The 21,819-nt window shown below is 69.3% G+C and carries 15 protein-coding genes; 6 read left to right on the forward strand and 9 right to left on the reverse strand.

Features of this window, described 5'->3' with window-relative positions; genetic code table 11:
* The first annotated feature begins 4 nt into the window (after positions 1–4).
* The 5 genes from E8A74_RS30385 (at position 5) to E8A74_RS30405 (ending at position 5,228) form a co-directional block, all read left to right on the forward strand.
* Positions 5–1,531, forward strand: coding sequence for a complex I subunit 4 family protein (locus tag E8A74_RS30385; protein ID WP_136932601.1), 1,527 nt, complete (start codon positions 5–7; stop codon positions 1,529–1,531).
* 188 nt (positions 1,532–1,719) lie between these two features.
* Positions 1,720–2,319 (forward strand): RNA polymerase sigma factor, encoded by a 600-nt coding sequence (locus E8A74_RS30390; RefSeq protein WP_136932602.1) that lies wholly within the window; start codon positions 1,720–1,722, stop codon positions 2,317–2,319.
* Positions 2,316–2,924 carry a hypothetical protein gene (locus E8A74_RS30395; RefSeq protein WP_136932603.1) on the forward strand — a complete coding sequence of 203 codons (609 nt, stop codon included), beginning with the start codon at positions 2,316–2,318 and terminating at the stop codon, positions 2,922–2,924. Before E8A74_RS30390 ends, E8A74_RS30395 begins: the two co-directional genes overlap by 4 nt.
* Before the next feature lie 175 nt (positions 2,925–3,099).
* The gene (locus E8A74_RS30400) at positions 3,100–4,269 is read left to right on the forward strand and encodes a porin (protein WP_136932604.1); all 1,170 of its coding nucleotides are present in this window, start codon (positions 3,100–3,102) and stop codon (positions 4,267–4,269) included.
* A gap of 134 nt (positions 4,270–4,403) precedes the next feature.
* Positions 4,404–5,228, forward strand: coding sequence for a class I SAM-dependent methyltransferase (locus E8A74_RS30405; RefSeq protein ID WP_136932605.1), 825 nt, complete (start codon positions 4,404–4,406; stop codon positions 5,226–5,228).
* A gap of 103 nt (positions 5,229–5,331) precedes the next feature.
* Here E8A74_RS30405 and E8A74_RS30410 read toward each other — a convergent pair whose 3' ends face one another.
* The 5 genes from E8A74_RS30410 to E8A74_RS30430 all read right to left on the reverse strand — a co-directional run bounded on the left by E8A74_RS30410 (position 5,332) and on the right by E8A74_RS30430 (position 15,482).
* Positions 5,332–7,800, reverse strand: a complete 2,469-nt coding sequence (locus E8A74_RS30410; protein ID WP_136932606.1) for a MopE-related protein — start codon at positions 7,798–7,800, stop codon at positions 5,332–5,334.
* Entirely contained in the window at positions 7,797–9,692 is a 1,896-nt protein-coding gene (locus E8A74_RS30415) for a DUF4114 domain-containing protein (protein ID WP_136932607.1), read from the reverse strand. The genes E8A74_RS30410 and E8A74_RS30415 overlap by 4 nt, the downstream gene beginning before the upstream one ends.
* Before the next feature lie 42 nt (positions 9,693–9,734).
* Positions 9,735–12,917 (reverse strand): serine/threonine-protein kinase, encoded by a 3,183-nt coding sequence (locus tag E8A74_RS30420; protein WP_170229488.1) that lies wholly within the window; start codon positions 12,915–12,917, stop codon positions 9,735–9,737.
* Between the two features lie 111 nt (positions 12,918–13,028).
* On the reverse strand, positions 13,029–13,811 hold the full coding sequence (locus E8A74_RS30425) for a hypothetical protein (RefSeq protein ID WP_136932609.1): 783 nt from the start codon (positions 13,809–13,811) through the stop codon (positions 13,029–13,031).
* Between the two features lie 219 nt (positions 13,812–14,030).
* The gene (locus E8A74_RS30430; protein WP_136932610.1) at positions 14,031–15,482 is read right to left on the reverse strand and encodes a hybrid sensor histidine kinase/response regulator; all 1,452 of its coding nucleotides are present in this window, start codon (positions 15,480–15,482) and stop codon (positions 14,031–14,033) included.
* Positions 15,483–15,535: 53 nt separating this feature from the next.
* On the opposite strand from E8A74_RS30430, the gene obgE reads away from it, so the two are divergent.
* Positions 15,536–16,561: a GTPase ObgE gene (gene obgE / locus E8A74_RS30435; RefSeq protein ID WP_136932611.1), complete on the forward strand. Its 1,026-nt coding sequence runs from the start codon at positions 15,536–15,538 to the stop codon at positions 16,559–16,561.
* A gap of 42 nt (positions 16,562–16,603) precedes the next feature.
* On the opposite strand, the gene E8A74_RS30440 is transcribed toward obgE, so the two are convergent.
* The 4 genes from E8A74_RS30440 to E8A74_RS30455 form a co-directional block, all read right to left on the reverse strand.
* Positions 16,604–17,848, reverse strand: coding sequence for a guanine deaminase (locus tag E8A74_RS30440; RefSeq protein WP_136932612.1), 1,245 nt, complete (start codon positions 17,846–17,848; stop codon positions 16,604–16,606).
* Between the two features lie 36 nt (positions 17,849–17,884).
* Complete coding sequence (locus E8A74_RS30445; protein WP_136932613.1) at positions 17,885–18,475, reverse strand: hypothetical protein; 591 nt, start codon at positions 18,473–18,475, stop codon at positions 17,885–17,887.
* A gap of 46 nt (positions 18,476–18,521) precedes the next feature.
* Positions 18,522–19,541 (reverse strand): SUMF1/EgtB/PvdO family nonheme iron enzyme, encoded by a 1,020-nt coding sequence (locus E8A74_RS30450; RefSeq protein ID WP_170229489.1) that lies wholly within the window; start codon positions 19,539–19,541, stop codon positions 18,522–18,524.
* A gap of 103 nt (positions 19,542–19,644) precedes the next feature.
* Entirely contained in the window at positions 19,645–21,777 is a 2,133-nt protein-coding gene (locus E8A74_RS30455; RefSeq protein WP_136932615.1) for a sulfatase-like hydrolase/transferase, read from the reverse strand.
* Between the last annotated feature and the right edge of the window lie 42 nt (positions 21,778–21,819).

The raw sequence follows: 21,819 nt of genomic DNA on the forward strand, positions 1-21,819 counted from the left end.
CGTCGTGCAAATTCGCGAGTTCTTCGCCGCAGATCAGGTCGGTTTTCCCGTCCTCTCCACGTTGATCTTCCTCCCCCTCGCCTGGGCGATCCTCGTCCTCGCGATCGGCGACGAGAAACGCGCGCGGTGGACAGCGCTCACCGGCGCCCTGATCGAGCTCTTCCTCTCGCTCTTCGTGCTCGCGCGGTTCACGCCTGGGACGCCCGACGTGCAATTCGCCGAGCGGCGCGCATGGATGCCCACGCTCGGCGCGAGTTATCACGTCGGCGTCGATGGCATGAGCGTGCTCTTTTTGCCCGTCGCCTCGATGCTCACGGTGCTCGTGCTCGTCGCCTCGTGGCACGACGTGAAGACCCGCGCCCGCGGCTTTTGCGCGTCCCTCCTCGCGCTCTCCGCGATCGTCGTGGGCATCTATTCGTCCCTCGACCTCGTCCTCTTCTTCGTGTTCTGGGAGGCGTCGCTCGTCCCCATCTATTTCCTCGTAAGCCTCTGGGGCGTGGGCCCCGAGCGCCGGTATGCGGCGACGAAGTTCGTGCTCACGATGCTCGCCGCCTCCGGGCCGCTCCTGCTCGGCATCGTCTTGCTCGCGGTCGCGGGCCGCCAAAGCCCGGCCGATCCGTACACGTTCGACTGGCTCGTCCTCCGCGCGAGGCCGGTCCCGGCCGCGATCGGGCCGATCGTCTTCTTCACGATGCTGACCGGCTTCGCCGTGAAGGGCCCCTTCGTCCCGCTCCACACCTGGATGCCCACGATGCTGCGCGAATGCCCCGTGGGGATCGGCGTGCTCTTGACTGGCCTCAAGCTCGGCAGCTACGGCGTCCTTCGCTTCCTCGTGCCGCTCCTGCCCGAGGCCACGGCGCACTATGCGTGGCTGCTCGGCGCCGTCGGCGTCACGGGCATCGTGTACGGCGCGCTCGTCGCGCTTGTCCAGCCAAACCTCCGGCGCATGCTCTCGTTCGCGTGCCTGAGCCACGTGGGCATCGTCCTGCTCGGCATCTCGTCGGGCAAGGCCGAAGGCCTCACGGGCGCGGTGCTCGCGATGCTGAACCTGGGTTTGTCCGCCACGGGGCTGTTTTTCCTGACTGGCTTCCTCCAGAGCCGCGTGGGTTCGTCCGAGGTCTCGGCGCTCGGCGGCGTCGCGCAAAAAGCGCCGCGCGCGGCCGTGATGTTCTTGCTCTTGAGCCTCGCCGGCATCGGCGTCCCCGGCACGAGCGGCTTCCCCGGCGAGCACCTCGTCTTGCTCTCGGCGTACGAGACGAGCCTCCCGCGGCTCGGGCTCGCGCTCCTCGGCACGATCCTCGGCGCGGCGTACGTCCTCCGTGTCTTCGAGCAGGTCTTCCTCGGCCCCGTCACGCGCCCGCGCGTCGCCGCGATGAAGGACCTCCGTCCGCTCGAATGGGGCGTCGTCGGCTGTCTGGCCATTCTCGTCCTCGTGGTCGGCCTTTATCCGCGCCCTCTGCTCGCGGTCGTGGGCCCGAGCGCCGAGGCCCTCGCGCGCCCGGTCCCCTCCGTCGTCGCTGGGCACCCGTGATCTCGGTCCCCGCCGTGCTCGCCCGGGAACCCAGGCCGAGGTCGTTCCGTCCCACTCCGGACATGCGCGCCACCACCGAATCAACGGCGTTCTCCGCGGGAGGATCGTTCTTCCGCTTGCCAGGGGTGGCCCCGCGTCTCGGCTACGCTAGAGTGGCCCCGTCGTCGCCCACGCTCGACGGTTTCTCCATGGCCTCTCCGCACTCCACGTCCCTCGGGGAAGGCCGCGCGCAGTTCGAGGCGGTGGTTCGCCCGGTCCTGCCACGGCTCTATCGCTTTTGCCTCGCCCTCTCGGGGGACCGCGACCGCGCCGACGACCTCTTCCAGAACACGCTCATCAAGGCCTACGCGAACGCAGCCTCGTTCGAGGGCCGGAGCGACCTCGTGGTCTGGATTTGCGGCATTGCCCGGCACGAGCACCTGGAGGCGCGGCGCACCGAGGCGCGGCGGCGCGGGCTCTTCGAGCAATTCGTCGATGCTTGTGCTTCGGCGTTCGGATTCGGGGCCGAGGACGAGCGGAAGAGCCCGGAGGCGCTGGTGATCCAGAACGAGCACGCGGGCCAGCTCCTCGCGTGCTTGCAGACGTTGCCGGAGGAGTTCCGCACGGTGGTGGTCCTCTGCGACATCGAGGAGCTCGGATACGATCGGGTGGCCGAGATCCTCGGCGTCCCCAAAGGGACGGTGAAGAGCCGACATGCCCGCGGACGCGTGCGTCTGCGCGCGGCTTATGAAAAGCTCGTGGCGGCGAAGTCCGAAGCGCCGACGAGGGAGGAGGAGGAGTCGACATGAATTCGAAAGACCTGCCCCCGCTCCCCGAAAGTTTGGAGGAGGAGATCCGCGCGCTCCGCCAGGTAAAGCCGCCGCAATCGCTCGTCGATCGCGCGTTCGCCAGCTTGCCCGAGCGCTCGGCCTCCGAGCGTCGCACGAGCAAGGATGTCCCGGCCAAACCCCGCCAGAGCGGGGGCTCGGCGTTCGTGCGGATCGCGCCCGCGATGGCCCTCGCGGCGGCGCTCGCGTATGGCATCTGGGGTCAGGTGCGCTCGCAGGGCTCCGAGGTCGTGCGGGTCGAGGAGCGCGCGGTCGCCTTGCCGGAGGCGGGGCACGCCTGGACAGAGCTTTACCTGCAAACGCACCACCACGACGATTTGCCGGCCCTCGTGCACCTCGAGGTGCCCACGCACGTGCGCGTGGAGCTCCCGTCGGAGAGCGACGTGAAGCTCGAACGGCAGTGTGCCGAGACGCTCTGCGTGCACAAATTCACGCACCACAATGGCAAGGGCGTGCCCTTGCGCGTGGCCGTCGCGCATCCGGGCCGGTACGAGATTCACGTCCGTCACGAATCAAAAAAGGCCGCCCTCCGCGAGCAATTCGTGTTGACGGCCAGCCGCGATTGAACGTTTTCAGCGCCGGGAAACATCCCTGCGCCCCATTGATTGAAAGATAGCCTTCCGAGCCCCGGACGCCGCGCCTCGCCGCGCGACGCCTTCGGCTCGTGCTCCGCGCCGACCCGGTTTTGGCGGCGCGATCGTTCGTCCTGGTACGTCCGCGCTGCGGACCGCTGGAGGTATCGTGTCTCATCGCATTCGCGCGCTCGCGAGCGGACTCGCTTCGCTCGCCATGGCCTCTTCGTTTTCGCTCCCCGCCGCCCGCGCCGACGCGCCTGCGAAGAGCGACACCTTCGTCTTCCACGCCTCGCTCGCGGACGGGCTCGGATTCCGCACCGAGCAGGACAAATTCGTCCTCGACGCGGGCGTGCTCAGCCAGATGCGATTCGACGCCATCTCGAACAGCGACGGTCTCGCGAGCGACGGCTTCAACGTCGCCGTCGTGCGCCCGTACATCCGGGCCCGCGCGTTCCACGATCAGGTCCGCTTTTTCGTGCAGCCCGAGCTCGCCACGGCCACCCCGAAGCTGCTCGACCTCGAAATCGCGTGGCAGCCGATGCCGGAGCTCGGCATCAAGGTGGGCCAATTTTTGACCCCGTTCAGCCGCGCGTTCTTCACGCCCGTCCCGATCCTCCAGTTCCCCGACTTCTCGCGCGTGAACGAGAAATTCAGGGCGGGACGCGACACCGGCATGATGCTCTTCGGCTCGACCGGCAAGGGGCGCCTGGAGTATTACGCGGGCGCATTCAATGGAAACGGCATCGACAAGGGCGGCAACGACGACACGTCGGTGATGGGCATCGGCCGCCTCGCGGTGAACCCGGTCCGCGCCATGCCGTACGACGAGACGCCTTCCTTGCGCGGCGCCGTTCCGTTCGGGATCTCCATCGGCGTCAATGGCATCGCCGATCGCGCGCACCCCACGAAGCAGCAGACGGACGCCGCGACGGGCGCGCAGACGACCGTGGCCCTGCCGGCCGAGACGCGCCTCACCGCGGGCGCCGATGTCTTCATTGCGTGGGATCGGTTCACGTTCCTCGCCGAGGCATACGCGCGGCAGGTGCAGCCGGACGAGGGCAAGCGAATCCAGGGGTTCGGGGGATATGCGCAGGCGGGGTATTTCGTGGTGCCGAAGCGCTTCGAGATCGCCGCGCGCGCAGGCGTGATGGATCCGGACACGTCGAAGCCAGACACCGAGCGGAGCGTCGAGGGGCTGCTCAACGGCTACGTCGTGGGCAACCACCTCAAGATGGGCCTGCGTTACATGTGGCTCCGCACCGAGGCGAAGACGGCCGACGGCTATGCGGCCGGGACAAACCACAAGCTGACCTTCCAGGTGCAGCTCTGGATCTAGGGGCCCCTGGGCGGCTTCCTGCCCCAGCACGTTCCCAACCGCAATTGAAAACGATTTTCATTGTCAAATTCATCTAGGCAGGGTAGAGTTTGGTCGTAGGCTTCCGGACCTCGGGGTCCGGGGGGGATGACACCATGACCAAGCGCGCACCCGTGAACCTGACCGGCATCCCGGAGACGATGTTATGGACACTCCACAATCGCGCCAGCGAGGCCAAGCGGCCCGACGCGATCCTGCGTGATCCGGACGCCATTCGAATCTACGAGAGCGTTCGTTACGACTTCGAACGGAGCTTCGGCAAGCCCGACGGCTCGCACGCGATGCGCTCGCGTGTCTTCGACGACGCGATCCGACCCTGGATGGCGAAGCATCCCGGGGGCACCATTGTGGAGCTCGCCGCGGGGCTCGAGACGGAATTCCAGCGGTGTGACGACGGCAAGGTGCGCTGGGTCTGCGTGGACGTGCCGGAGGCCATCGCGGTGCGCGAGCGGTTCCTGAAGGCGAACGAGCGTTGCAAGCACGTGTCGAAGAGCGCGCTCGACTTCTCATGGATGGACGAAGTCGACGGTTCGCGCGGGGTTTTCGTGACCGCGCAGGGGCTCCTCATGTACTTCCACGAGAGGGACGTGCGGCGGCTGTTTCGGGCGATCGTGGAGCGGTTTCCCGGGGTCGAGCTGATGTTCGACGTCATTCCCCGGTGGTTCTCGAAAAAAACGCTCGCGGGGCTGCGCAAGACGAAGCATTACACGGCACCACCGATGCCCTGGGGTGTGAATCGAAGCGAGGTGAAGCGGCTGATCGGGAGCTGGAGCCCGCGGATCACGTCGGTGGAGCAAGTGTCGTTCGGTTATTTCCGTGGCGTGCCCGGCCTGCTGCTGCCGGTGTTCTCGAAGGTGCCGATGCTGCGCGACGTCATCCCGTCGATCGTGCGGGTTCAGACCTCGCGATGGACATCCTGACGAGCGACGCGAACAGGCGCCATGGACGAGGGGTCTCGCGTCGGTCGATTCAAACGAAGACCTACTGGGCGGACAGAAAGCGGGGGCTGTAACCGGCGAGAGCTTATTCGAAGAAGCTCGTGTAGATGTCGGCGTTCGCGCCGTTCGTGCCGGCCGTCGTGCGGTTGTCGGTCCAGATCGTGATCGCCCGGGCGCCGGCCGCGTTCGTCACGACGAACGGATTGCGAGAATCGGCCGCGCCCGCGGCCGAGGGGGCGCCTGCCATGCCGACATCCATGCGCAGGTCGAGCGGCTGGAAGGTCGCGCCGTTGTCGAAGGAGTGGTTCGCGAAGATATCGCGTTGACCGCTCCGCGCGTCCTCCCAGGTGACGAATACGAGGCTCGCGCCGCCGAGCGCGACGCGCGGGCGGGTCGAAGCGCTCGTCCCGGGGATGGTGGCGAGGTCCGCGCGCGCCGAGGTCGGCTGCCAGGTGACGCCGCCGTTCGTCGAATGGTTCAGCCGAATGTCGGGCAAACCGCTCCGCGTGTCCTCCCACGCGATGACGACGCGCCCGCCGGCGGACACAATCGCCGGCGCGGAGGCGTCGGCGAACGTGGAATCGACGTTCACGACGGCCCCGTCGGGCTGGAACGTCACACCGGCGTCATTGCTGCGGTTCTGGCGGATGACCTTCTTCGCGCCGCGCAGATCGGTCCAGGCGACGTAGACGTTCGGCCCGCCCGCATCGGCGGCGACCGTAATCTGCTCGGCCGGATTGCCGCCCGAGAGCGCGACGTTCGCGCCGAGCGTGCCCGTCTCGGCGTTGTACACCGCGCCATAGACCTCGGACTTGCCATTGCGCGCGTCGCGCCATGCGAGGAACACCTTGCCATTGTCGTCGGTGGCGATCGCGGGGAGCTCGGCCTTGCCCTGGGCACCATTGACGCGGAGGTCCGCTGCGAGCCACGTCGTCCCGCCGTTCGTCGATCGCTGGAGAAAGACGTCCGTCGTGACGCTCGCGCCGGTGCCGCTCAGGCTTTGCCAGACCACGACGAGCGTATCCTGCGCGCCTGCCTTGGCCACGACGCCACGCACGAAGAATGCGTCGGCCGTGCCCGCGTCCTTGTCGACACGCACGGGGACCGTGTACGTATTGTAAGGCGCAGGGGCCGAGGCAATGTACACGTCGCGGTGCGCGGCGCTCGGGAACTGCGCAAGCGCCACGTAGGCGCGCGTCGGCGAGAGGAACGCCCAGGGCTCGACCTGCGTGAGCGTGCCGCTCGCAACCCCGGCGTCGGTCGCGAGCCACGTGGAGCCGCCATTCGTCGAGACGTTCGCGCGGATGTCGGCATTGCCCGCGCGCCGATCGAGGTAGGCCGCGATCACGACGTCGCCGCGCGACGCGACCGAGAGCTGCGTGCTCGGCGCTTGCCCGACGGCCGAGTTCGCGCCGAGATCGAGGCGCGTGTCCGTCGCCTTCGCCACGGGGCAAGCCTCGTCCGCGCCGCCCGAGCAATCGTTGTCGAGGCCGTCGCAGAGCTCGGTGCCGGGGCCGATCGCCCCGACGCAGGCGAGCATGCCGCCCTGGCAAGCCTGGGTGCCGAGCGCGCATTCGCCCACGTCGGAGGTGCCGCACGAAGCCCCGACGCCCGGGAGCGCGCCGTCGTCGACGAGCCCGTTGCAATCGTTGTCGGCGCCGTCGCACGTCTCCGCGCCCGAGGGCGTGCAGGCGTACTCGCAGCCGTTCGCCTCGATACCGTCGAGATTGTAATGTCCGGGCAAACAAGGGCCGAACGCGCAGACGCCCGCCGTGCAGGTGCCGACGGAGTTCGGGTAGAGCGCGCTGCAGTTCGTGCCGCAGGTGCCGCAGTTCGCCGGGTCCGTCTGGACGTCGAACCCCTCGTCGACGGTCGCGTCGCAGTCGTTGTCCGCGTAATCGCAGAGCTCGACGCCGCCGTTCGTCTCGGTGCACGCGTACTCGCAGCCGTCGCCGAGCGTGCCATTGACGTCGTGGTACCCGACGAGGCACTCGGCGAGCTGGCACGTCCCCGCCACGCACGAGGGCGAGGCGTTCGCGTACGCGCAGACCGCATTGCAAGCGCCGCAGTTGAAGGGATCCCCTTGCAGATCGGTGAGCTCGTCGATCGCGCCGTTGCAGTCGTTGTCGATCGTGTCGCAGATCTCGTCGCCGTTGTTCGAGACCGTGCACTTGTATTCGCAGCCGTTCGCGACCTGGTTGTCGAGGTCGACGAAACCTGACGCGCACGTGTCGACCACGCAGAAGCCGGCCTCGCACGTGGAGAACGCGTTCGGCAGGTTGCAGACGACGCCACAAGCGCCGCAGTTCTGCGGGTCGGTGAGGACGTCGGCATTGCATCCGCCCGACCCGCCCGAGCCGACGAGGATGAGCCCTCCCTCACCGCCGTCGCCGCCCATGCCGCCCGTGCCGCCCGTGCCGCTGCCCGAGCCGCTGCCCGAGGGCGTGGCGTTGCAATCCCAGCAAAAGGCGTCGGTCGTGCAGCCGCTCGTGAACACGAGCGACGAGAGCGAAAGGCCGAGGATGGATGCGCCGAAGACGACAGACCTTTTCACGCGCTCCTCCGAGGGCCGCGTCGCCGCGCCACGAACGCGCTCGCCGCGAGAAGAAGGGTCATGGCCGCGCCGCCCGCGCGCCCGCCGAAATGCGAGGGAGACGCCGCGCAAAGCGCGCCACCGCCGCCCGTCGCGAGCCCCCACGCGTTGGATTGTCCCGACGCGCCCGTGCCGGTCCCGGTCGCGCCGCCGCCGCCGTTTCCACCAGTGCTGCCATTGCCGCCCGCGCCGCCGTCGCCGCCCGCGCCGCCCGCGCCGCCCGATCCCATGGGGTTGTCAGGGACGCACACGCCCTGCGTGCAGGAGTACCCGGGCTGGCACGTGACGTTGTCGCACGTCGCCGGGACGCAATAGCCCTCCTTGCAGACCTGGCCGCCGGGGCACGGGAACTCGCCGAACTTGCATTGTTCGGCGCAGGTGCCCTCGACGCACTTGGAATCGCCGGGGCACACGGCGAGGTTGTCGGCCACGCCGTCACAATCGTTGTCGAGCCCGTCGCAGATCTCGGAGCCCGGGCCCACGGCGCCGACGCACACGAGCGAGCCGCCGACGCAGAACTCCGTGCCCGCCTCGCAGCTCCCCACGTCCGTGCCGCAGCTCGCGCCGCCGCCGGGGTTGCCGTCGTCGATCGCGCCGTTGCAATCGTCGTCGATCCCGTTGCACGTCTCCGGCGTCCCCGCCGTGCCCCCGACACACTCGATCGAGCCGGCCACACACGCGAGCGTGCCCGGAAGGCAGGCGCCGATGTTCGAGCCACAAGGCCCGCCCGAGTCCTTGGTTTCGTCGTCGGCGACGCCGTTGCAATCGTCGTCGAGCGTGTTGCAGACCTCGAGCGAGGGCCCCTTGCCGCCGAGGCAAACGATCACGCCGCCAATGCACTGCGAGGTGCCATAGGTACACTCACCGACGTCGGTGCCGCACGCGACACCCGCGCCCGCGGCGCCGTCGTCGACGACGCCGTTGCAATCGTCGTCGAGCTTGTTGCACTGCTCGGGCGAGGGCCCGACGGCCCCGACGCACACGAGCGCGCCGTTCTGGCAGGTGACGGTGCCGAACGCGCATGCCCCGACGTCGGTGGCGCCGCATGCGCCGCCCGCGTCGACGGGCGCGTTGTCGACGATGCCGTCGCAGTTGTTGTCCTTGTTGTCGCAGATCTCGGCGGTGGGCGTGCACGGCGCGAGCAGGCCCGTCACCTTGAGGAACATGTCCTCGAAATCGTTGTCGCCGCCGCGGTACAGATCTTCGAACCCAAAGTAATACGCGAGCGGGTTCGCCTTGGACTGATAGAGCAGATAGTGGACGTAGTTGCCGTCGCCGTTGCGGGCCTGCTCGGTGTAATAGATGTGCCCGACGTTGCCGATGGAGCCGCAGTTGTTCCCGACCGGCGCGTTCTCCGGGGTGATCAGGAAGAAGCCGATGAACCCGCCGAGGTACCGGCCTGCCGTGAACTCTGTCTGAAAGTTGACGGTGCGGCTCGACCCGGGCTCGTCGGCGCAAGGCGTGATCGCGTAGAGCTTCGTCGGGTCGGAGGCGTTGTACCAGCCAAACGTGTTCTCGTACCCGGCGCCCTCGATGAAGTCCTGCACGGTGACGTTGCCGAAGTTGCCGTTCGTCTTGGGAATGGAGAAGAGCTCGGGGCTCGTGACGGCGTTGAAGATCGCGTTCAGCGGGTTGTTCGCCGCCGTGGCCGCGAGCCCCTCGCCGATGTTGAGGCCCACTTGGATGCAGCCCTCCGCGTTGCCGCTGCCGGGGCAGTTCGCGACCTGCACGGGGACCACGAGCCCATCGGTCTGCTCCACGACGGCGCGCGCGTCCCCGGGGGACAAGCATAGACCAAGAGCCACGAGCGCGGGCCATGCCGCCCGCGGAGGACCTGATCGAAGGATCTCCATGATGGCACGTTAAGCGATCGCCGGGTTCTGCCACAAGGGGCTTCAGGGCGCGCGGCGGCGAAGGTCGGCGCGTCGGTCCTGGAAGCGCCGCGGCAAAAGCGGGTTCGTCGCGATCGCCCTGTCGAGCCATTCCACCGCCAACCGAATGTCGTCCGCCCGGACGGCTTCCTTCCCGGCGCGGGCCCGCTCGGCGAAGAGGACGCCCTTGGCGGCCAGGGCGAGGGCCCATTTCGGGTTGTGGCGGAGGGCCTCGTCCGCGACGGCGAGGCCCTCCGCGAGGAATTTTTCGCGCGCCGCGTCACGCGTGGGCTGCTGCTCGGCCCGGAGCGCGAGCAGCTCGGCGAGCGCGGCGTGGAGCGGGGCGTGGCGGGTGTTGATGCGCAATCCCTCCCGAAGCACGCGCTCGGCCTCGTCGAGCAGGGCCGCCGGCGCCTCGCCGCGGAGCGCCGCGCGTCGGGCCATGGTCATCGTGAGCAGGCCGAGCTCGAGGCGAATGAGGGGCTCCCGCGCGTCGAGCTGGGCGGCACGGCGCAGCTCGGCGTGCGCCACGTCGAGGACGTTTTGCGAATCGGCGTTCGTGCGGAGGAGGTAGAGCGCGCGGACGTGCTTCGCGGCGCCCATGCCGAAATGGGTGTCGGCCTCGTCCTTGTTGAGGTCGAGCGAGGCCTGGAAGCTCGCCTCGACCCGTTCGAGCGTCGCCGTGGGATCGGCGCCGGTGGCCTCCTCGTATTGCGCGGCGACGAGCTCGGCCCAGCCGCGGTTGTTCAGCATGGGGAGCCATTTCGGGTTGATCTCCGCGCCGCGCGCGCAAGCCTCGACGGCACGCTGCACGGAGGGGCGCGGGTCCTGTCCGATCGAGAGCTCGTAGCCCGCGCGAATCGCGAGGACGAGCGCCATGTTCGAAAACGCCGAGTTGTAGGTGCGGTCCTCCTTCCCCGCCCGCTCGTACCGCGCGACGGATTCGTCGAGCGTCCTGCGAGGATCGAGCCCGTGGTCGGCCTCGTATTCCGCCCGGCTCTGGAGGGCAATGCCCGCGTCGTTCCAGGCCCACGCGAAGCTCGGCTGAATGCGGTTCGCTTCGTCGAAGCTCTTCATGGCGCGCTCGAGCGAAGGCACGGGATCAAGCCCGATCCTGCGCTCGTACTTCGCGATGTAGACGTGTGCGATCCCGACGCCGTCCATCGAAATCGCGTCGCCCGGCGCGATCTCGATGGCCGCGCGTCCGCTCTCGACCGCCTTTTCGAGCGTCGGGCGAGGGTCTCCCCCGCTGCGGAGCTGGTGATCGCCGAGGTGGTAATAGGCGCGGCCCTGCTTGCTGTACGTATTGGCGCTCCGCGGGTTCACCGCGAGCGCGTCGTTGCACGCGGCGAGCGCGGATTCGAACGCGACGCGGCCGTCGCGCCCCTCCCATTTGTCGAGCCCGAGGACCTGGATCCAGGATTCGGCCAGCGCTTCGTGGACGGCCGCGTCGCTGCGCGCCATGGCCGCCGCCGCGCGATACGCCTCAATCGCCCTCATGAAGAGACGACGCCCCTCCTCCTGACGCCCGCTCTCGCTCGCCGTGATTCCCGCCTCGAATCGCGCGTCCCCTTCGAGCTTCTTCGCCTCGTAGAGCCAGGGAGACTCTTCCGCCGCCAAAAGCGCCTTCGCCGCAGCGTCGTCGTAGCGTTTTTCGTAAAGCGCGACGAGCCCCTCGATGTACGCCCGCGACTCGACTGCGGTCCCGCCGCTCGCTTGGAGGTGTTGCAGCGCCGGGTCGCGGAAGCTCGCCTCGGCCTTCCGTATCGCAGCCTCGCGCGCCGCCCCGTCCTCGAGGCGACGCGCGCCGTCGAGCTCCTCCTGATACCGCCCGCCCAGCGCGAGCCCGAGCGCGTAATGCACCTCGGGCTTCGTGTACCCGGCCGCGAACGCCCGCGCGAGCTGCGTCCTCGCCGTCTCGTACTCGTGCAGCGCCAGGTGCCCGCGGCCGAGCGCGTAATGACCGGGGCCCTCGCCGGCGCGCCCGGCCGCCGCCATCCTGCGCTCGATTTCGGCGAGGCGGGCCCGCACGACGCGGCGCTCGCGCTCGATGTCGTGCGCGGGAAAACCGTATGCGCTCCGAAGAAAGAGCTCGACGTATTTCACGTCCTCGCCGAGCTCGCGCGCGAGCCTCGCCTGCTCGGAGGCGTGCCGCGCGGCGTTCACCCACATGCCCCCGAGGACGAGCGCGACGCAGAGGCCGATGCTCGCGACGAGGACCACGGCCCGGTTTTTCCGCGTCTTCGCCCACAAGACATAAGCGAGCGAGGCGCGCTTCGCCAGGATCGGCTCTCCGTCGAGGAAGCGCTGCAAATCCTCCCCGAACGCCCGCGCCGATTCGTACCGGCGCGAAGGATCTCGCTGCAGGCACTTCATCACGATGGTCTCGAGCTCGGTGGGCACGCCCCGCCGAATGCTCCCGAGCCCCGGCGCGTCCTCGAGGATCACCTGCGTCAGGATCGACATCGCGTTTGACCCGGCGAACGGCGGCCGGCCCGCGATGAGCTCGTAAAGCGTGGCGCCCAGGCTGTAGACGTCCGTGCGCCGGTCGAGGAGCGCCGTATTCCCCTCCGCCTGCTCGGGGGACATGTACGACGGCGTGCCCGCGATGGCGTTCTGGAGCGTCTCGCCGCTGCTCGCGACCTCGCGGGCCAGCCCGAAATCGACGACGTAGGGCTTGAGCGAGCCGTCCTCGGCCGTCGTGACCATGATGTTGCCGGGCTTGACGTCGCGGTGGACGAGGCCGAGCCGATGCGCCTCGTGCAGCGCCGCGGCGGCCTCGCGGACGACCTTCACCTTTTGCTCGAGCGTCATCTTCTGGTGCGCGCGATCGAGGGGCACGCCGTCGATGAGCTCCATCGCGATGTAGGGCTGGCCGTCGGCCTCGCCGACCTCGTACACGCGACAAACGTTGTCGTGCTGCACGCGCGCCTGCGCCCGCGCCTCGGCCAGGAATCGCCGCGTGCCGTCGGAGTCGTCGCTCTTCAAGAGCTTCAGCGCGACCGCGCGGCCGAGGCGCGGATCCCAGCCGCGGAACACGCTCCCCATCGCGCCTTCGCCGATGAGGCGTAGCTCCTCGTATCGCTCCCGCAGCGCGTCAGGCGGGATGCGGCCCTCGCCGGTCCCCCCGGCGCCGAGGCGGGTGTGGCTCTTCGCCACACCCGCGTCGAGCGTCTCCGCCATATCGTCGCTGCGCGCCAAGGTCATCGGTCGCGAGGGTTCATCATGGCAGCTCGCAAGGCCGCCAGAAATGTTGGAGCAGCATTGCGCGCGCGAACGCCCGTCCATCGCCGGGCGTTCGCCGCGAGAATGGAATCACTACCGATAGACGGTGAGCACGTTGTCGAACCCACCACAGGACGTCCACCCCGCCGAGGCGTACGGAGCGTCGAACGCGACGCAGTTGTCCGCGCAGGAGCCGTCCCCGCCAAAGGGATTGTTGTATTGTTTCTCCCCGGACGAACCGATGCGGCCCGGGACGGGCGAGGTCAAGGCGCCTTCGCCGTTGCAATAAAAGAACTCCGGCGGGCTCTTGAAGATGTTGCCGAAGAAGGCGCCCTCCTGCGTCGGATACGTCGGGCTCGTGTCCGGTCCGATGCTGGGGAACGCGGCCTCGTTCCCCACCAGGAAGATGGAAATGTGCTCGCCGGTCGTGTTGAGATGCGCCCCGAGGCACGCGGTCATCCGCTCCTGGCAATCCTCTTCGCAAGCGCCGGTCTCCCATTCCGGAGCGACGCCGAGCAGGCCGCTGAACGTGTGCTCCGTGAGCGTCTCGTCGTGCTTCGTGATCGTGTGCCCCGCCGGGAGCGCACATTTGACGATGTACTCGACGGTCTTGCGGCCTTCCTCCGACGCCATCAAGCCGTTGCCGCTGTTCAGCCCATTGCCGCTGTTCAGGCCGTTGCCGCTGTTCAGGCCGTTACCGCTGTTCAGCCCATTGCCGCTGTTCAGCCCATTCACGACCTCGAACCCGTTCGTGCTCTCGATCTCCTGCTCCGCCGCTGCGACGTCCCCCTCGTCCCAGCCATCGCCCTCGCGCCCACCGCATCCTGCCAACGACACGAGGATCGCTGCGCACCCTGCGATATGACCAAGCTTCATGCGTATCTCCTGCGTGAGCGAGAAAAGATCGCCACCTTGATTCAGGATACCGAAACCCCGCAACACGGTCAATCGCTCATTCACGCGTTCCGCGTTAAAACAGGAAGGTGAAACGAATCCAGTCTCAGCGGTCCGTTTCGGTATGGGAAAGGACTGGAGCCGAGGTGCGGCCTCCGCCCCCAGGCATCACGCGAGGCGTGTTGTCTCTACGTCGCGCAGCTAACCGCTCGGCAGAATGACTTTGACCGTGGTGCCTTCGCCCTTTTTCGTATCGACGACGACACGGCCGCCGTGCTGATCGACGATTTTGCGCACAATGGCGAGGCCGAGCCCCGTGCCCGCGGCCTTCGTCGTGAAAAACGGGTCGAAGATCTCGGCGAGGATATGGGGATCGACGCCCGGCCCCGTGTCGCCGATGGAGAGCCACGCCTCGCGCTCGTCCGCGCCCACCCGCGCCCGAAGGACGCCGCCCTGGGGCATGACGTCGAGCGCATTGACCACGAGGTTCAAGACGACCTGCTTGAGCTTCTCCACGTCGCCGAGCGCCACGACGCCCGCCGCGAGCTCACGCACGAGCTCGAGCCCATGCGCGGCGATGGCCTCGGCTTCGAGGTCGAGCACCTCGTCGACGACACGCCCGAGATCCAAGGGCTCGCGTTGCGGCGCCCGCGGCCGCGCGAGCTCCAGGAAGTCTGTGAGCAGCCGTTCGAGGCGCTTGATCTCGCTCTCCACGATGCGCACGCGCGCCCGCATCGGATCCCGCGCAGCCGGCGCTTCGAGCCGCTCGATGCCACGCGCGAGCAAGTGCAGCTCGAGCACGGCCGCGTTCAGCGGGTTTCGGATCTCGTGCGCGAGGCCGAGCGCGAGCGGCGCCATCGCGTTCAAGGCCTCCGCGTCGGCCGCGCGCCGTTCGAGGGCGCGGCGCTCGGTGACGTCGATCCCGATGCCGTAGACGAGCTCGATGCGCTTGCCCGAGCCACGCACGGGGCTCAGGTGCCAGCGGACGCGGCGGATCGCGCCCATGGCGTCCCGCACGCCGACCTCGATCTCGTTCGCCGCGCCGCCGTCGCGGACCGCGACGAACGCCTGACAGACCTTCTTGCGGCTGTCCTCGTCGAGGATGTTGTCGGGCAAGGCGCCGCGGAGCGCGGCCTCGGTGGAGACGCCGGTCATGGCAGCGAGGCGCGGGTTCCAGAGCGTGACGTCGCCGAAGGCGTCGAGGCCGACGATGAGGACGTCCGCCGCGTCGACGATGGCGCGGTAGCGGCGCTCGAACTCCTCGCGCTCGCGCTTCAAGGCGATCTTTTCGAGGGCCTGGGCGACGGTGGAGATGAGCTCGGCGGGGCGGAAGTTCTTCAGGATAAACGCGAAGGCGCCGGCGCGGAGGGCAGCGATGGCCGTGTTGACCGTGGCGTTGCCCGTGACGAGGACGATCTCGCCGTGGGGGCAGGCCTCGCGCAGGGGGCCGATGAGGTCGACGCCGCTGCCGTCGGGCAACTTGACGTCGACGACCGCGACCTCGAAGCCGTCCTTCTGAGCCCGCTCGAGCGCCTCGGCGCCGGTCTCGGCGAGCGCGACCTCCACGTCGAGCTCGGGATCGCCCGAGAGGACGTCCCGGAGGTTCTTCGCGAGGCTCTGGTTGTCGTCGACGATCAGGATCCGTGCCGGCAATTTCGTCTCCTCCGCTGTCGTATCCGTATCATTGTGGTAGAAGCCGCGCCGCCATGCGGTTCGTCGACGAGTGTAAGGTCAAGGTGGTAGCAGGCAGCGGCGGCAACGGGTCCGTTGCCTTCCGCCGGGAAAAGTACGTGCCCTTCGGGGGCCCCTCGGGGGGCGACGGGGGCCGCGGCGGAGACGTCGTGCTCGTCGGCGACGAAGGGATGAGCACGCTGCTCGACTTCGTCTACGCGCGGACGATCGAGGCGGACCGAGGCGAGCACGGTCAAGGTTCGGACTGCCATGGGCGCGGGGGCGAAGACCGCGTGGAGCGCGTGCCGCTCGGTACGCAGATCTACGACGGCGAGACGGGCGAGCTCCTCGCGGACGTGACGGCGCACGAGCAGCGTGTGGTCGTGGCGCGCGGGGGCAAGGGGGGTCGAGGCAACATCCACTTCAAGAGCGCGGAGGAGCGGGCGCCGCGGCGGGCCGAGAAGGGAGACCCGGGCGAGGAGCGGGAGCTTCGGCTGGAGCTCAAGGTGCTGGCCGACGTGGGGCTCGTGGGCTTCCCGAACGCAGGCAAGAGCACGTTCGTCGCGGCGGTGTCGAAGGCGCGGCCGAAGATCGCGGACTACCCGTTCACGACGCTGACGCCGTCGCTCGGGGTCGTGGAGATCGGCGGCGGGAGGCGGGCGGGCGGCACGCATTTCGTGGTCGCCGACATCCCAGGCCTCGTGCCGGGCGCGAGCGAAGGCGTAGGCCTCGGGACACGATTCTTGAGGCACCTCGAACGCACGGGGGCGCTCTTGCACCTCGTGACGATCGATCCGGGCGAGGGTCGGGATCCGTTGAAGGATTATCGGGCGATCCGGAAGGAGATCACCAAATACAGCGAGGCGCTCGCGGCGCGGCCGGAGATCGTGGCGCTTTCGAAGGCGGACCTGCCCGAAGTGAAAGAGGCGTACCCGGCGATCCGAAAGCGCTTCAAGCGGGCGAAGATCGAGCTGCACCTCGTGAGCGCCGCGACGGGCGAGGGCGTGCCGGAGCTGATCGCCGCCTTGTGGCAGATGGTGACCGAGGGGCGTCGGTCCTGAACGAGCGGCGCGGTTGTCGCGCCACGACATTCCGCTGCTCGCTCAGCCGCCCACGACGCGCTTCCCCCGCACGTACGTCTCCCGCACGGGCGTCGTGTCGCTGCTGAAGACGATCCGCGCGAGCACGTCGTTCGGCTCCTGTACGTAGGCGGCGAGCTCGATCACGCAGAAGTCCGCGTCCTTGCCCGCCTCCAGGCTGCCGGTCTCGCGCGCGATGCCGAGCGCCTCCGCGCCGCCGAGCGTGCCGAGCCGGAAGAGGTCCTCGGGGGTGATCGGATCGCCGAGGCACATCGCATTGTCGTACGTGGAGGACATCATGCGGCGCACGTCGAAGGTGCGGCCCGCGGCGACGTCGGTGCCGAGCGCGACGGGGATCGCGCGGGCGCGGGCGTCGGCGAGGCGCATGCGGCCGCTGCCGAGGAAGAAGTTCGAATCGGCGCAATGCGCGATGCGCGCGCCGCGATCGCGGATCCGATCCCATTCGTCCGGCGACAAGTGAATGGCGTGCGCGAGGAGCGTGCGCTCGCCGAGCAGGCCCGTGCGGTCGTAGATGTCGAGGTAATCCTTGGCGAACGGGTGCACGGCGAGCGCCGCGCGGCACTCGTCGGGGTTCTCCGCGACGTGCGTCTGGACGAACAGGCCGTGATCCTGGGCGAGGCGGCCCGCGCCTTCGAGCAAGGCGCGCGAGCAGGTGGGCGCAAAGCGCGGGGTGATCACGAAGGAGAGGCGGCCGCGATCATGGCCATGGTAGGCGCGGACGAGCTCGGCACACGCGGCGAGCGCGTGATCCGCGTCGACGCGGAGCGGGTCGGGGCAATGCTGATCCATGAGGGTCAGGCCCGCGAAGGCGCGATGGCCGCTCCGCGCGAGGGCCTCGAAGAGGACGCGCGTGGCCGTGGGGTTCGAGCTCGAATAAAGGACGGCGGTGGTGGTGCCGGCGGCCGCGAGCCGCTGCGTGAGCTCGGCGGCGACGGCCGAAGCGTGGCGCTCGTCGAGGAAGCGCGCTTCCTCGGGGAAGACGGTGCGTTCGAGCCACGGCAAGAGCGGGCCCGTGGCGCTGCCGATGACGCGGGTCTGCGGGTAATGCAGGTGCGCGTCGACGAACCCAGGCACGAGGAGCCACGGACGAACGTCGCGCACGAGGACGCCGTTCGGCGGGCCAGTCCAGGGCTCGACGGCCTCGATGCGGCCGTCTTCGCCGAGCACGAGGATGCCGTCGTCGAGGTAGCGGAGGCCCTCGCCGCCCGAAGACGCGGTCATGATCCTGCCGCGAAATGCTCGCTTCATGCTCGGGCCCCTCTCGCGCCGCGCGGGATGGAATCTTCAACGAATCGCAAGCTGGCTCCTCTGCGTCCATCCCATGAGCACACCCTCGGCGCCGGTTTGCAAGACGAGGACCCACTCGCCCTGCTCCCGGACGACGAAGACCGAATCCCCGACGTTGACCTCCCCCGTGGGATCGGCTTCTTCGGAGGCCGAGAGGCGCAAGGTCGCCTTGCGACGCACGATCGCAGGGCGCATGCGCCCGCGAGGCGCGCCCTCGTCGGGTTCGGCCGTGTCCGCGCTCGAGCCCGACGCGCGTGGGGTGTCGCGCAAGGGGTCGAAGCGCGGGCTGAGGAGGGGTTCGCTGCCATGATCGTCGTCCTCGTCGTCCTCGGCGAGCCCGGCCCCGATCGGGTGCGGCTCCCCGGGGCCTCGCAAGGGCGAGCGAAACGTGCCCGAAGGCCCGAACGGCGCGACGCCCGCGGCGCGGAGGAGCGCAGGCGCCGCGGAGACGGTGACGAAGCAAGCGGTCGCGACGAGGAGGAGCGTGGTGAGCGTGTCGATCCAGCGCCCCGGGCGCGGCGCGGGGCCTTGTTCCTCGGGAGCACGGCCTTCGGGGGAAGGAGGCGGGGGCGCAGAGGAGGTCGTCACGAGGTCGAGGATAAAGCAGCGCGGGCGGCGCGACAGGCCCCGCGGCTCACTTGAGCTCCCGCGGCAGGGGCGCGACGGCGGGATCCGCGTTGAAGCTCTTGGCTTCGAGGGTGGTCCCGACGCCTGCGCAGCAGCGGAAGCCCTGCTGGTAGAACGTGTGGTTCTCGTCGTGCGAGCGCGTGGAGGGCCGGCACCGCGTGCGCACCGGGCCCCAGTAGCCGCCCTTCAGGATGGAGGCGTGGGCCTCCCAGGCCCGGACGTTCTTGGTCCACTCGTCGACGTTGCCGGTCATGTCGTAGAGGCCAAACGGGCTCTTGCACCGCGGGCGCGAGCCCGAAGGGACGCCCTGCCAGAGGCGGTCGAGCTCGTTCATGGCGGCGAGGCCGTCGCGGGGCTGCATGGCGCGCTCGTTGTAGGGGCGCCACTTGTTGTCGATGACGCACGCCTCGGTGTCGCGCACGTAGCCGTACGGGTAGGGCTGCGCCTCTTCGCCCTCGCAGGCGAACGTCCATTCGTTCTCGTCGCAGAGGCGCTTGCCTTGCTCGGCGCAGAGCTCGGTCGCCTCGTGGAAGTTCACCATGATGACCGGATAGTCCCCCTTCCGGTTCGGGTACTCGAAGCGATCCATGCAGAAATGCATGGGCTTCGTGGGCAGCTCCTTCGAGAGCGTGAGCCACTGGTCCCGGTCAAACTCGGCGCAGCGTTCGGGGTAGTCGCGGTTGATCCACTTCGTGCAGGTCTTCTTCTGCAGCTCCTCGACCGATTTGCCGTCGTAGGCGGCCGTCGCCGAGGGGTCGACCTTCATCGTGCCCTTCACCTCGACCATGCCGCCCGGGCAGGCGCCGCGGTTCGCTTCGAGCATGTCCGTGGTCTCGGTCGGCTCGGCGGAGGGCGCGACGATCTGCCAGTGCTTGCCCCCGACGAGGCGCCACTCGTGCGTGGGCTTGCGCGGGACGATGCCGCGGATCGCGCCGAGCGCGAGCGAGAGCGGCAGATCCTGCTTGGCGACGAACTTGACGACGCCCACGGCGGAAGCGACGACGCACGCGAGCACGCTCGCGCCCACGAGGGCATGAACCGTGCGTGATCCGCGCGGGGTCGGCTCCGGAGGAGGGGTGGCAAGCTGCGGGGACGAGGTGGCTGCGGGCATGACGGTTCGACGCGCCTCGCTAGGGGGATGGTGCAATCTCGGAGGCGAGCTTCACGAGCTTGGCGACATCGTCCGGACGGTCGGCCGAGAGGTCTTTCGTCTCGCGCGGGTCAGCTTCGAGATCGAAGAGGAAGTTTCGGTTCTGCTTCTTGCGCTCAATCACCATGAGCTTGAGGGGCCAATCGATCAAGGCGACCCGCTTCGAGGCATACGCGAGCACGGGAGGACGACGCGGCGTGTTCGCTTCGAGGCGCGCGTGAGGCAGGAGCGAGATGCCCGAAACGCCGTCCAGCGGGGCGTTGCCCAGGGCAAGCACCGTGGGAGCGACGTCGAGCGTGCTGACCGCGCCTTCGGCAAATCGACCAGGACGTCCTCCGGGCAAGGCGACGACGAGAGGCACGCGGATCATCTCTTCGTAGAGCTCGGAGCCGTGCCCCTTCTCGCCGTGCTCGTCGAAGCCCTCGCCGTGGGAGCCGTGGACGACCCACGCGACGCGCGAGGCGCGGCTCCACTTCGAGACGAACGCCGCGATCTGCCCGATCTGCTTGTCGACGAAGGCGATCTCGCCGTCGTAGAGGCCCGGCTGGCCCCGGCCGAAGCGCAGGCCCGCGTGCTCGAGGTACCGCTCGTGCGCGTCGAAGAGGTGGATCCAGAGGAAGATCGGCGCGTCCTTCTTGCCGAGGTCTTCGAGGACGGAGAGGGCCGCGCGCGTGGCGAGCGCGCCGGTGACGCTGCGCTCGGGGTGCTCCTCGCGATAGACGGGCTCGAAGCGATCGAAGCCCTGCGCGAAGCCACGATCCTCGCTGAGCCACGTGAACGAGACGACCGCGGCCGTCGCGTACCCGGCCCGCTTCATGCGCTCGGCGACCGTGTCGATTTCATCGGCCAGCGTGGGCCACTCGCGGCGGTTGTGCGGGGTCTGCGAGAGAGGTTTGCCCGAGACGAGCGGCGCGAGCGCGCGCTGGGTGTCGCTGCCCGTGGCGTACGCATGGTCGAAGACGACGCCCTTCGCGGCGAGCTCTTCGAGGTGCGGCGTGGTCTTCTGGTCGTAGCCGTACACGCTCGTATGATCGGCGCGCACGGTGTCGAGCGTGATGAGCAGGATGTCCGGGCGTGAAGGATCGAGCGCCTTGCCCGCAGGCGCAGACGCAGGCGCAGGCGCGGCAGGCGCAGGCGAACCCGAGGACGGGGGCGGCGCAGCGCCCGGGGCGGCGGGGGCCTTCGGCGGCGGCTCGGCGCGCGGCGTGTCGGCGCCGCTGCAGTCCTGATCGATGCCGTCGCCGGGCACGTCCTCGGCGCCGGGGTGACGGCGAGGATCTCCTTCGTCGCAATCGCCGCCGCCGAAATGCGCGCCCATGCCGTCGCCGTCGCGATCGGTCCAGCGCTCGAGGGCCGAGAGCATCGTCGCCGCGAGGCCGCCGCCCGCCTGCACCGCGCGCCCGAGCGGCGGATACGATTCGAGGCGCGCCGAGGCCGCGATCATGACGACCGCCGCGAACGGGACGCCGAACGCGGAGGCGAGCTTGAGGAGTTTGTCGCTCAGCTCGATCGAGGCGACGAGCGCGGTCGCGAGGACGGCGATCGCGAGGTCGACGAGCGCCGCGCTCACGGACGCCGCGCCCGCGCCGCCCGACGCGCGGTACAGCCAAGCCGCGACGACGAGCAGCGGCAGGACCGAGACGACGGCGCCGCCCGCCGCGACGTAGAGCGGGCGAACGCCGCGCGCGACGAGCCCCTGGCCAGCCTCGACCATGCGACGCGCGACGAGGGCGCAGGCGACCACGACGAACGCGCCGAGCATGCCGAACGTGGCGCCGCCGAGGCCACGATGGTGCGTGAGGGCCTTCAGCAGCCCCGCGAGGACCGCGAGCGCCGGGAGCGCGAGGCCGATCCAGAGCGCGATCCCGAGCGCCGCCGTGGGCCCGGCGCCCGCGCCGATCACGCCCCGCAGGCCACGCCCCGCGGCGCGCAGGAGCACGATGGAGAGCGTGACGACGGGCAGGAGCGCCGCCGTTCCCACGAGCAAGCCGTCGAGGAGCGTCCCGCCCGCGCCGCTCGTCCGGAGCGCGGTGGGCACGGCCGAAAACGCCGCGACCGCGAGCGCGAGCACGCACGCCTCCCCGAGGCGCATCGTCCAGCCGGTTTTCGTCATGCGAGGCGGAGGTGGGTGCGGGTGGGGCCCATGACGCCGAGG

The sequence above is a fragment of the Polyangium fumosum genome, from assembly GCF_005144585.1.
Classification (GTDB): domain Bacteria; phylum Myxococcota_A; class Polyangia; order Polyangiales; family Polyangiaceae; genus Polyangium; species Polyangium fumosum.